The 11,976-nt window shown below is 73.9% G+C and carries 7 protein-coding genes; 4 read left to right on the forward strand and 3 right to left on the reverse strand.

Annotated elements, in window-relative coordinates; all coding sequences use genetic code 11:
- The first annotated feature begins 2 nt into the window (after positions 1-2).
- Positions 3-2,552, forward strand: coding sequence for a phenylalanine--tRNA ligase subunit beta (gene pheT / locus J2W21_RS05335; protein ID WP_307113452.1), 2,550 nt, complete (start codon positions 3-5; stop codon positions 2,550-2,552).
- Positions 2,553-2,571: 19 nt separating this feature from the next.
- A complete protein-coding gene (locus J2W21_RS05340) occupies positions 2,572-3,309 on the forward strand; it encodes a 4'-phosphopantetheinyl transferase family protein (protein WP_307113453.1) in 738 nt (245 codons plus the stop codon).
- A gap of 35 nt (positions 3,310-3,344) precedes the next feature.
- On the opposite strand, the gene J2W21_RS05345 is transcribed toward J2W21_RS05340, so the two are convergent.
- Genes J2W21_RS05345 through J2W21_RS05355 form a run of 3 tightly spaced genes read right to left on the reverse strand, consistent with a single transcriptional unit; the run spans position 3,345 to position 9,622 of the window.
- Positions 3,345-4,715 carry a M1 family metallopeptidase gene (locus J2W21_RS05345; RefSeq protein WP_307113454.1) on the reverse strand — a complete coding sequence of 457 codons (1,371 nt, stop codon included), beginning with the start codon at positions 4,713-4,715 and terminating at the stop codon, positions 3,345-3,347.
- Positions 4,712-8,608: a Pls/PosA family non-ribosomal peptide synthetase gene (locus tag J2W21_RS05350; protein ID WP_307113508.1), complete on the reverse strand. Its 3,897-nt coding sequence runs from the start codon at positions 8,606-8,608 to the stop codon at positions 4,712-4,714. Before J2W21_RS05350 ends, J2W21_RS05345 begins: the two co-directional genes overlap by 4 nt.
- A gap of 48 nt (positions 8,609-8,656) precedes the next feature.
- Positions 8,657-9,622 carry a quinone oxidoreductase family protein gene (locus tag J2W21_RS05355; protein ID WP_307113455.1) on the reverse strand — a complete coding sequence of 322 codons (966 nt, stop codon included), beginning with the start codon at positions 9,620-9,622 and terminating at the stop codon, positions 8,657-8,659.
- Between the two features lie 125 nt (positions 9,623-9,747).
- On the opposite strand from J2W21_RS05355, the gene argC reads away from it, so the two are divergent.
- Positions 9,748-10,812: an N-acetyl-gamma-glutamyl-phosphate reductase gene (argC, locus tag J2W21_RS05360; RefSeq protein WP_307113456.1), complete on the forward strand. Its 1,065-nt coding sequence runs from the start codon at positions 9,748-9,750 to the stop codon at positions 10,810-10,812.
- Entirely contained in the window at positions 10,809-11,975 is a 1,167-nt protein-coding gene (gene argJ, locus J2W21_RS05365) for a bifunctional glutamate N-acetyltransferase/amino-acid acetyltransferase ArgJ (RefSeq protein WP_307113457.1), read from the forward strand. The genes argC and argJ overlap by 4 nt, the downstream gene beginning before the upstream one ends.
- Position 11,976 lies beyond the last annotated feature (1 nt).

Here is an 11,976-nt window from a genome sequence, read left to right on the forward strand (position 1 = left end):
CAATGCGAATCCCCCTTTCGTGGCTGCGCGAGTACACGCAGCTCCCCGCGGACGCGACCGCCGAGGACCTCATGGCCGACCTCGTCAAGGTCGGCCTCGAGGAGGAAGCCGTCCACCGGCCCTCCGACTCGATCCGCGGGCCCATTGTGGTCGGCCAGGTGCTCAGTGCGGTCAAGGAGCCCCAGAGCAACGGCAAGACCATCAACTGGTGCCAGGTGCGTGTGGTGCCCGAGGGCCAGGAGCAGACCCTCACGGGCAAGGGCATCGACCCGTCCGGCGTTCAGGGCATCGTGTGCGGCGCGCACAACTTCGCGCCCGGGGACAAGGTCGTCGTGACCCTGCCCGGCGCCACGCTGCCCGGCGACTTCCACATTGCCGCCCGCAAGACCTACGGCCACGTCTCGGCCGGCATGATCGCCTCCGTGCGCGAGCTCGGGATCGGCGACGACCACGACGGCATCCTCGTCCTCTCCCGCATCGGGCTCGACCCGGAGGTCGGGACGGACGCGCTCGAGCTCCTAGGGCTCACCGACGAGGCCGCCGAGATCAACGTGACCCCGGACCGCGCGTACTGCTTCTCCATCCGCGGGATCGCCCGCGAGTACTCGCACGCGACCGGCACCGAGTTCACCGACCCCGCCGAGCTCGTGACGGCGCCCCAGGCGCTCGAGGGCGGCCACGGCGTCGTCCTCGACGACCAGGCGCCGATCTACGGCGTGCCCGGATGCGACCGCTTCGTGGCACGCACCGTGCGTGGGGTCGACCCGACCCGGCCCACCCCGCAGTGGATGGTCTCGCGGCTGCGCCTCGCCGGGGTGCGCTCGATCTCCCTGCCGGTGGACATCTCGAACTACGTCATGTTCGAGCTCGGCCAGCCCACGCACTGCTACGACCTCGACACGCTCACCGGGCCCATCACCGTCCGCCGCGCCGCGCCGGGGGAGAAGATCACCACCCTCGACGACAAGGTGCGCACCCTCGACCCCGAGGACCTGCTCATCACGGACGAGTCTGGCCCGATCGGCATCGCCGGCGTCATGGGCGGGGCCGCGACCGAGTGCTCCGACACGACCGTGAACGTCCTCATCGAGGCCGCCCACTTCGACACCGTGAGCATCGCCCGCTCGCGCCGCCGCCACAAGCTGCCCTCCGAGGCGTCCAAGCGCTTCGAGCGGGGCGTCGACTGGAACGTCGCCGGCGTCGCCGCCCAGCGCGTCGTCGACCTCCTGGTCCAGTACGGCGGCGGGATCGCCGACGAGGCGGGCACCGATGTCGGGACCGCGCCCGCCCCGGTGCGGATCGAGCTCCCGGTCGGGTTCGCATCCTCCCGGATCGGCATGGAGTTCAGCGAGGAGCTCGTCACCCGCGCCCTCGGCGACCTCGGCGCCGACGTCGTGCGCGCGGGCGAGGACTTCGTGGTCACGCCGCCGAGCTGGCGCAACGACCTCGAGACCAAGGAGGACCTGTCCGAGGAGATCGCCCGGCTCGTCGGCTACGACAAGATCCCCTCGACCCTGCCGACCGCGCCTCCGGGCCGCGGGTTCACCCGCAGCCAGCAGCAGCGCCGCCGGCTCGTCCAGGCGCTCGCGGACGCGGGCCTGACCGAGGTGCTCGCGTACCCCTTCGCCACGAAGGCCGAGAACGAGACGTTCGGCGTGGCCGAGGAGGGCGCCCCGCGGCCCGCCGTCAAGCTCGCCAACCCGCTGAGCGAGGAGCGCGGCTGGCTGCGCACCTCCCTGCTGCCCGGGCTCCTCGAGACCGCCCGGCGCAACCACGGGCGCGGCTTCCGCGACCTCGCCCTCTTCGAGGCCGGCCTCGTCTTCCTCCCCGGGGACGGGCCGCTCGGCACCGCGGTCATCCCGCCGCTGGGCGCGCGCCCGGCGGACGAGGTCCTCGACTCCCTCTACAACGGCCTGCCGGACCAGCCGCTCCATGTCGCGGGCGTGTTCACCGGCAAGGACATGCCCGAGGCGCCCGGAAGCGCGCCGCGGGCCTGGGACTGGGCCGACGCGCTGGACTACGCCCGGATCGCCGGGGACGTCCTCGGCGTGGAGCTCGTGGTCAGCCAGGGCTCGCACCAGGCGTTCCACCCGGGCCGGACGGCCCAGCTGTCGCTGCGCTCCGGCGAGACCGTGGGCCACGCCGGCGAGCTGCACCCGAAGCTCCTCGCCGGGCTGGACCTTCCGGCCCGGTCGGTCGCCTTCGAGCTCGACGCAGACGCCCTCTTCGAGGCCGCCGCCGACGTGGTGGTGGCCCGGCACCTCTCGACGTTCCCCGTCGCGACCCAGGACGTCGCACTGATCGTCGACGCCGGGATCCCGGCCGACGCCCTGCTCGGCGCGCTCCGCGAGGGCGCCGGCGACCTCCTCGAGGACGTCCACCTGTTCGACGTGTACACAGGCAAGGGCATCGACGAGGGCAAGAAGTCCCTCGCGTTCGGCCTGCGGTTCCGCGCCGACGACCGCACGCTCACCGCGGACGAGGCGTCCGAGGCGCGCGCCGCCGCCGTGGCCCTGGCCGCCGAGCGCTTCGGCGCGGTCCAGCGCGGCTAGGCAGCACCCGACAGCCGCGATGCTCCTGCGGGCAGTGCCGCTCGGTCACCCCGGGTCGGCGCTGCCCGCCGGCGTCTGCACCCCTGGCGAACTCGAACGGGCCGCGGCGATCCTCGGCGCGCAGCGCAGCCATGAGTTCGTCGCGGGCCGGCTCGCGCTGCGGTGCCTGGTCGCAGAGCTGCTCGGGGCGGACCCGCGGCTCGTGGTCCCCGTGTACCGCTGCCCCGCGTGCAGGCCGGGGGAGCACGGCGCCCCCGGCTTCGCGCTCGCCCGCGAGGTTCCGGGCACCGCGCACGACGACGGGACGCGGCTCGCGCTGCCCGTCACCGCGAGCATGTCCCGGGCCGGCGGGTGGGCCCTCCTGGCCGCCGAAGTCACCCCGTGGGAGCGCGAGGTCACCCCGTGGACGCGCGAAGTCACCCCGTGTGAGTGCGAGGTCACCCCGTGTGAGTGCGAGATCGGGGCCACAGCGCCCCGGCTCGGCGTCGACCTGGCACGCGTCGCAGACTTCCGTGGCGCGATCCCGGACGCCGCGTTCTCGGCGGCCGAGCGCCGTCGGGTGTCGGCAGCGGAAGATCCGCCCACGGAGGCGGCGCAGCTGTGGGTCCGCAAGGAGGCCCTCCTCAAGGCCCTGGGGACGGGCCTGCGCGTCCAACCCGCAGCGGTCAGTACCAGTGGCGACAGCAAGGTGGAAGACCTCGATGGGAAGGCGCTCGGGCTTCCGGCCGGCTTCGTCGCCGCTCTGGCACAGATCTGACCCCGGGGCGCGTGCAAGGTGACCCCGGGCCGGGACTAGGCCGGCAGCGGCGGCAGCGGGCCCTCGAACAGCCACGGGCGCAGGATCGCGGCGGCGTCGAACCCGGGTGCCCCGGCGCCCACGCGGCCGAGGAGCTCGAGGAAGTCGGCGGTCGAGGCGTTCCCGTGCCGGTACTCCTCCCCGAAGGCCCTCAGGGCGCGGAAGAACCTGTCCTCCCCGAGCGCGTTGCGCACCGCGTGCAGGGCGAGGGCGCCCCGCTTGTACACGCGGTCGTCGAACATCATCGCGGGCCCCGGGGCGCCGATCACGAGATCCTGCTCCTGCCACGCCACGAGCTTCCAGGCCGCGGCAGCCCGCGAGGCCACGGACCCCTGGCCCGCGTGCTCGCTCCAGAGCCACTCCGCGTAGCACGCGAAGCCCTCGTGGAGCCAGATGTCCTCCCACCGCCGGGCCGTCACCGAGTTGCCGAACCACTGGTGGGCGAGCTCGTGCGCGAGCAGCCGCTGCGACTCCCAGCTGCGGGTGATGTGGTTGCGCCCGACGATGGAGAGCGTCTGCGCCTCGAGCGGGATCTCGAGCTCGTCCTCGGTGACCACGACGGTGTAGTCCCGGAAGGGGTACGGCCCGAACAGGTCGGTGAACAGGGCGAGCATCGCCTGCTGGTCGCGCAGGCCGGCGAGTGCGCTCTCGCGCAGGGCTGGCGGCACGGCGGCGAACACCCCGACCGAGGGGTGCTCCCGTCGCGGCAGGCGCCCGAGCTCGAGCAGCTGGAACCGGCCGATCAGCAGCGTCGCGAGATAGGGCGCCATCGGCTCGTGGACCTCGTAGACCCAGGTCTCGCGGCTGGCCTTCCGCCGGTGCCCGACCACGAGGCCGTTCGACACGACGCGGTACCCGGCGTCCGCCGTGGCCGAGATCCGGAACGTGGCCTTCTGGCTGGGGTGGTCGTTGCACGGGAACCAGGTGGGCGCCCCGACTGGCTGCCCGGCGACGAGGACGCCGTCCTCGAGCTCCTCCCAGCCCACATCGCCCCACTCGCCGTCCGTGGGGCCCGGACTGCCCTCGTACCGGATCTCGAGGGAGAAGTCCCTGCCCGCGGGCACAGGCGTGGCCGGCGTGATGCGCAGCTCCTCCCCGCGCTGGACGGCCTTGGCCCTCGCGCCCTCGACCTGCACCTTGAGCACGCGGAGCCCGGCGAGGCTGAGGGTGATCGCCTCGAGGCGCTGGTTCGCGGTGGCGCGCAGGCGCGCCCTGCCCGCGAGGCGGTTGCTCGCGAGCTTGACCTCGAGGTCGAGGTCGTAGTGCGTGACCGTGTAGGCGGCGCTCCCGTGCCCCGGCGTGTAGGGATCGGGGAGCGCGGGGCGGCCGGGCGGCATAGGCAGGGCGATGTGATGGTCCTGTCTCACCTGGTGGGTGCCTCCGGTTCCTTCCACGGCACCACCGGGTTGCCCCGCCAGTACGTTCCCGCGGGCACGTGCTCGCCCCGCATGACGAGCGACGCCGGCCCTACCGTTGCGCCGTCGTCGATCCTCGCGCCGGGCAGGACGACGCCGTGCGGCCCGAGCGTCGCTCCCTCGCCCAGGGTGGCGGTGTCGATGGCCATGATGCGGTCGTGGAAGAGGTGCGTCTGCACGACGCAGCCCCGGTTCACGGTCGAGCTCCGCCCGAGCGAGACGAGGTCCGCCTCGGGCAGCCAGTAGCTCTCGCACCAGGCTCCGGAGCCGATCTTCGCCCCGAGGGACCGCAGCCACCACACGAGGGCCGGGGTCCCGGCCGCCGCCCGCGCGAACCACGGGGCGGCGACCATCTCCACGAATGTGTCCTGGACCTCGTTGCGCCACACGAACGAGCTCCACAGCGGGTGCTCGCCGGCGCGGATCCTGCCCACGAAGAGCCACTTCGCGGCCGTGGCAGACGCCGCCGCGACGGCCCCGGCCGCAAGCATGACGGCCCCGCACAGCAGTGCCGCGGGCAGGTACCCCCACGCGGCGGCGAGCCAGTCGAGGGCTGCGAACACGGCGACGGCGATCGCCACCGTGAGCACGACGGGCACCGCGCGGCACAGCTCCCACAGCGCACGCGCGACCTTGAGGCGGGGTGCCGGCCGGAACGTCCGCCCGGCGTCCGTCGAGATCGCGGTGCGGCGGAGGCGGACCGGCGGGCTCCCGAGCCAGGACGAGCCCGGCTTCGCCTTCTTCGGCGCGGCGGAGAGGACGGCGACGAGGCCGTCCTTCGGCACGGACCGGCCCGCCGCCGTCATCCCCGAGTTGCCGAGGAAGGCGCGCTTGCCGACCTTGGCTGGGGCGATCTTCAGCCACCCGCCGCCGAGTTCGTAGCTGGCCACCATGGTGTCGTCGGCGAGGAAGGCCCCGTCGGCGACCGTGGTCATCGACGGCAGCAGCAGCACGGTGGACGCCTCGACGTCCTTGCCGACCTTCGCGCCCAGGATCCGCAGCCAGACGGGGGTGAAGAGGCTCGCATAGATCGGGAACAGGACCTCCCGGGCCAGGTCGAGGACCCGTTCGGTGGCCCAGACCTGCCAGCCGGTCCGCGAGCGGACGCGGTGGTACCCGGCGGAGAGCCCGAGGCCCAGCAGGCGGGTGGTGACGGCGATGAGGACGAGGTTGAGGAGGAACCACGCGGCCGCCGCGAGGGGCGTCGCCGCGAGCAGCGGCACGAGGGCGGCGTGGAGCGAGCCGTGCCCGCGCGCCGCCCAGGCGAGCACGACGCCGGCCGCCGCGGCCGAGGCGAACGGGACGAGCGCCAGGAGCGCCGAGCCCGCCGCGAAGGCCGCGATCCACATCCCCTCGCGCGCCCGCGATCGGCGCACGGCGGCCTCGGGCCAGCCCGGCTTCGCCTTGCCCACCCGGCTCGCGGGGGATCCGGCCACCCGCAGGCCCGCCTTGACCTTGCCCGACACGGCCGAGCCCGGGTCGACGACCGCGCCGGCGCCGATGCGCGCCCCGGGCAGCAGGGTGCTCCGGGCGCCGACGGCCGCGCCGGCCCCGATGCTGATGCCGCCGAGGTGGACCCAGTCGCCGTCGATCCACCAGCCCGACAGGTCGACCTCCGGCTCCACGGACGCGCCGGGCCCGACGGAGAGCATGCCGGTGACCGGCGGGACGGAGTGCAGCACGGCGTCCCGGCCGATCTTCGCCCCGAGGGCCCGCGCGTAGTACGGGACCCACGGCGCGCTCGCGAGGCTCACGGCCTGCGCGAGGTCGGCGATCTGCTCGGCGAGCCAGAGCCTCAGGTGCACCGAGCCTGCCCGCGGGTACCGGCCGGGGGAGACCCCGCGCAGGAGGAGGCGTGCGGCTGCCACTGAGATGGCCATCCTGCCCCAGGGGCTGACGAACACGAGCCAGGAGGCGGCGACCCACCACCAGGAGAGCGTCGGGGCCGCGGCGAGTCCCGCGGTGGCCGCGAGGATGTTGTTCGCGGCCGCGAGGTAGGTCAGCCACCGCATGCCCACGAGGATGAACAGCGGGACGCCCATGAGCGTCTGGAGCCACTGGGTCCGCGCGGGCGTGGGCCGCACGGCGCGGACCGGCCCGGGCTGGGCGGAGGCCGTCCCGACCACGGCGTCGATGAGGGCGCCGACCCTGGGGTGGGCGTACACGTCGGCGACGGTGACGGTGGGGTAGCGCCGGCGCAGCGCGGAGACGAGCTGGGCGGCCGCGAGGGAGCCGCCGCCGTGGGCGAAGAAGTCGGCATCGAGCCCCGGAGCTGCGGTGCCGAGGACGGCACCCCACTGCTCCACGACCCACGCGGCGTCCTCGGGGAGCTCGAGGTCGGGACCCTCCTCGTTGTCCTGCCCCGGCAGCGGCCACGGGAGGGCCTTGCGGTCCACCTTGCCGCTCGTTGTGGTCGGGAGGGAGTCGACGACGGCGAGCACCGGCACGAGCGCGGCCGGCAGCTCGCGCGCGAGCCGCTTCCGGTACGCGGCGACGTCCGGCGCGGCCCCGCGGGCCGGCGCGAGGTACCCGACCAGGATCTGGTTCCCGGCCGCCGTCGTGCGCACCGCGGCGGCCGCGGCGGCGACGCCGGGGAGCGCCTGCAGCGCGGCGTCGACCTCGCCGAGCTCGATCCGGCGGCCGCCGAGCTTGACCTGCTCGTCCGCCCGGCCCTGGAAGGAGAGGCCCTCGGGCTCGAACCGCACGAGGTCGCCCGAGCGGTAGGCCCGGTCCCATCCGAGCGCTGGGACGGCGGCGTACTTCTCGGCGTCCTTGGCGGGGTCGAGGTAGCTGGCCAGGCCCACGCCGCCGATGATGAGCTCGCCCACCTCGCCGGCGGCCACGGGCACGCCGGCGGCGTCGACGACCGCGAGGTCCCAGCCGTCGAGGGGGAGCCCGATCCGCACCGGCCCCGTGCCGTCCAGGAGCGCCGCGCATGCCACGACCGTCGCCTCGGTGGGCCCGTACGTGTTCCACACCTCCCGGCCCTCCACGGCGAGCCGCGCGGCGAGCTCCGGGGGGCAGGCCTCGCCGCCGAAGATGAGCAGGCGCACGTTCTCGAGCGCCTCGGCGGGCCACAGGGCGGCCAGGGTCGGGACGGTCGAGACGACCGTGATCCCGCGCTGGACGAGCCACGGGCCGAGGTCCATGCCGGTGCGCACGAGCGCCCGCGGGGCGGGCACGAGGCACGCCCCGTGCCGCCACGCGAGCCACATCTCCTCGCACGAGGCATCGAAGGCGACGGAGAGGCCGGCCAGCACCCGGTCGTCTGGCCCGATCGGCTCGCCCTGCAGGAAGAGCCGGGCCTCGGCGTCGACGAACGCCGCGGCCGAGCGGTGGCTGACCGCGACCCCCTTGGGCGTGCCGGTCGAACCGGACGTGAAGATGATCCAGCAGTCGTCCCCGGGCCCGGGCAGCCTGGGCTCCGGGAAGGGCTTGGGGCGGTCCTTGGCGACCACCATGGACCCGCCGCGGCGCAGGATCCCGGCCACCTTCGCCTCGCTGAAGACGAGCTTCGCCCGCTCGTCCGGGTCGTCGGCATCGACCGGCACGTAGGCGGCCCCCACCAGCATCGTCGCGAGGATCGCCACGTACAGCTCGGCGGTGCCCGAGGGGATGCGGATGCCCACGCGGTCCCCGGCTCCCAGGCCCGCGGCGTGCAGCCTGCGTCCCATCGCCCGGACCTCCTCGAGCAGCTCCGCATAGGAGAGGGAGGTCGACCCGTCGTCGAGCGCGGGGGCCTCCGGGAAGGCCTCCGCGCTCGCGGTGAGGATGTCGACGAGGGTGCGGGGATCCGGTGCCCGGCCCGCATTCCTGAGCTGGGCCGCGGCCCCGGCCCGGGGCAGGGGCTCGTGCGTCTCGGTCACTGCCGTGCCTTCTTCACTGGTGGGCGGCTACGGGACGAGGAGGACCTTGCCGGTGGTGGCGCGGCCCTCGAGCGCGGTGTGCGCGGCGGCGGCCTCCCACAGGGGGAACTGCGCCCCGATGCGGACGTTGAGCGAGCCGTCGGCCACCGCCCCGAAGACCTCGGAGGAGCGCCAGCGCCGCTCGGCGGCATTGAGCAGGTGGTGGGCGAGCGTGGGACGGGTCAGGAAGAGCGAGCCGCCGGCGTTGAGCCGCTGGGGGTCCACCGGGGGCACCGGGCCGGACGCCGCGCCGAACAGCACGAGCATCCCGCGGACGCGCAGGCTCTTCAGGGAGCCGTCGAACGTGTCCCGCCCCACGCCGTCGTACACGACGTCGACGCCGGCCCCGCCGGTGAGCTCCCGGACCTGCTCGGGGAAGCCGTCGTAGCGGATCACGTGGTCCGCGCCGGCGCCGGAGGCCAGTTCGGCCTTGGCGTCGTTGGAGACCGTGGTGATGACGCGGGCGCCCTTGGCCTTGAGCAGCTGGATCATGAGCAGGCCCACTCCGCCGGCGCCGGCGTGGAGCAGCACCGTCTGTCCGGGCTCGACCCGGAACGTCGAGTTGACGAGGTAGTGGGCCGTCATCCCCTGGAGGGGGAGCGCGGCTGCGGTGAGCAGGTCCACACCCTCCGGGATCGGGAGGGCCTTGTCCGCGTCGATGAGCGCGTACTCCGCGTAGGTCGCGGTCCCCTCGGCGGTCGCCACCCGGTCGCCCTCGGCGAAGTCGGCGACCCCCTCGCCCACGGCTGCCACGACGCCCGAGGCCTCCGCGCCCGGGGTGAAGGGGAAGGACATCGTGTAGAGGCCCTGGCGCTGGTACGTCTCGATGAAGTTGATGCCGGCCGCGGCGACGCGGACCAGGATCTGGCCCGGGCCGGGCTCCGGCCTGGCGATCTCGGTGGGCTTGAGGACTTCCGGGCCCCCGGGGGCCGTGGCGACGATGGCGTTGATCATGGTTCTCCTGCGTGTCTCGAAGTCCAGTGTCGTTCGGTTCGCATCCCCATCCTAGGGAAGGCGCCCGGGAAGAGCCCGATGCATAAATATTGACTGCAATGCATAAACTTGCCTAGAGTGGGCCGGTGACCATTACTGCAGCTGTCTCCGGAGCCAGCGGCTACGCCGGGGGAGAGGTCCTCCGCCTGCTGGCCAACCATCCCGAGGTCGAGATCGGTGCCATCACGGCGCACTCGAGCGCGGGCAGCCGGCTGGGGGAGCTCCAGCCGCACCTGCTCCCGCTCGCCGACCGCGTCATCGTCGAGACCACGGTGGACAACCTCGCCGGCCACGACGTCGTCTTCCTCGCGCTCCCGCACGGGGCGTCCGCCGAGGTGGCCGCGGCGCTGCCCGCGGACACCCTCGTGATCGACGCCGGCGCGGACCACCGCCTCGAGGACCCCGAGGCCTGGTTCCGGTTCTACCGCTCCGAGCACGCCGGCACCTGGCCCTACGGGCTGCCCGAGCTGCCGATCGGCCCGGGTGGTGGCGCAGGCAGCGGCCAGAAGCAGCGCGAGAAGCTGCGCGGGGCGCGGCGCATCGCCGTCCCCGGCTGCTACCCGACCTCCGCCCTGCTCGCCCTCACCCCGGGCTTCGCCGCCGGCCTCCTCGAGCCCGACGACGTCGTCATCGTCTCGGCGTCCGGGACCTCCGGCGCGGGCAAGAGCGTCAAGCCGCACCTGCTCGGCTCCGAGGTCATGGGCTCGATGAGCCCGTACGGTGTGGGCGGCGGGCACCGGCACACGCCGGAGATCGAGCAGGGCCTGGCCAACGCCGCCGGCGAGCCCGTCACCGTCTCCTTCACCCCGACCCTCGCGCCCATGAGCCGCGGCATCCTCACCACGGCCACGGCACGCGTCAAGGACGGCGTCGGGGCCGCGTCGCTGCGCGCCGCCTGGGAGGCCGCCTACGGCGACGAGCAGTTCGTCCACCTCCTGCCGTCGGGCCAGTGGCCCGCCACGCAGATGGTCCTCGGCTCCAACAACGCCGTCATCCAGCTCGCCTTCGACGAGCACGCCGGCCGCGTGATCGTGAGCTCGGCCATCGACAACCTCACCAAGGGCACCGCCGGCGGCGCGGTGCAGTCCATGAACATCGCGCTGGGCCTGACCGAGGGCACCGGCCTCGCACAGCTGGGAGTCGCACCGTGACCGTCACCGCACCCAAGGGCTTCCGGGCCGCCGGCGTCACCGCGGGCCTCAAGGCCTCCGGCAAGCCGGACATGGCCCTCGTCGTCAACGACGGCCCGGACCGCCATGCCGCCGCCGTCTTCACCACCAACCGGGTCATGGCCGCGCCCGTGCGCTGGTCCAAGCAGGTCGTCACGGACGGGCGCGTCGACGCCGTCGTGCTCAACTCCGGCGGCGCCAACGCCTGCACCGGCCCACAGGGGTTCCAGAACACCCACACGACGGCCGAGAAGGCCGCCGACGTCCTCGGCATCTCGGCCGGCGACGTCGTGGTCTGCTCGACAGGGCTCATAGGCGAGCAGCTGCCCATGGACAAGATCGTCCCCGGCGTGGACGCGCTCGCGGCGGCCCTCACGGACGACGGCGGCCACGACGCCGCCCGCGCGATCATGACCACCGACACCGTGCCCAAGGAATCGGTGTTCACGGGCACCGACGCTGCCGGCATCGAGTACACCATCGGCGGCATCGCCAAGGGCGCGGGCATGCTCGCTCCTGGCCTCGCCACGATGCTCGTGGTCCTCACCACCGACGCCGCCGCCGCCCCGGAGATGCTCGACGCCGCCCTCCGGGACGCGACCCGCGTGACCTTCGACCGGGCCGACTCCGACGGCTGCATGTCCACGAACGACACGGTCGTGCTGCTCTCCTCCGGTGCCTCGGGGGCCGTTCCGGACGCCGACGCGTTCGCCGCCGGCCTCACCCAGGTCTGCGCCGAGCTCGCCCGCAAGCTCATCGGCGACGCCGAGGGCGCCGCGCACGACATCGCGGTGCGCACCTTCAACGCCGCCAACGAGCGCGACGCCGAGGTCGTCTCCCGCGCGGTCGCGCGGTCGAACCTGTTCAAGACCGCGATCTTCGGGAAGGACCCCAACTGGGGCCGCGTGCTCTCCGCCGTCGGCACCACCGACGCGGTGTTCGAGCCCGACTCCCTGAACGTGTCCATCAACGGCGTCGAGATCTGCCAGAACGGCGGCATCGGCAAGGACCGCTCCCTCGTGGACCTCGAGCCGCGGGAGGTGCTCGTCGAGATCGACCTCGCCGCCGGGGACGCCGAGGCGACCATCTGGACCAACGACCTCACGCACGACTACGTGCACGAGAACTCCGCCTACTCGAGCTGAG

Source organism: Sinomonas atrocyanea, from assembly GCF_030811715.1.
Classification (GTDB): domain Bacteria; phylum Actinomycetota; class Actinomycetes; order Actinomycetales; family Micrococcaceae; genus Sinomonas; species Sinomonas atrocyanea_A.

Excerpts from the sequence above, each read along its gene's own strand:
- pheT (WP_307113452.1), top strand. The coding sequence starts at position 3 with ATGCGAATCCCCCTTTCGTGGCTGCGCGAGTACACGCAGCTCCCCGCG.
- J2W21_RS05340 (WP_307113453.1), top strand. The coding sequence starts at position 2,572 with ATGCTCCTGCGGGCAGTGCCGCTCGGTCACCCCGGGTCGGCGCTGCCC.
- J2W21_RS05355 (WP_307113455.1), bottom strand. The coding sequence starts at position 9,622 with ATGATCAACGCCATCGTCGCCACGGCCCCCGGGGGCCCGGAAGTCCTC.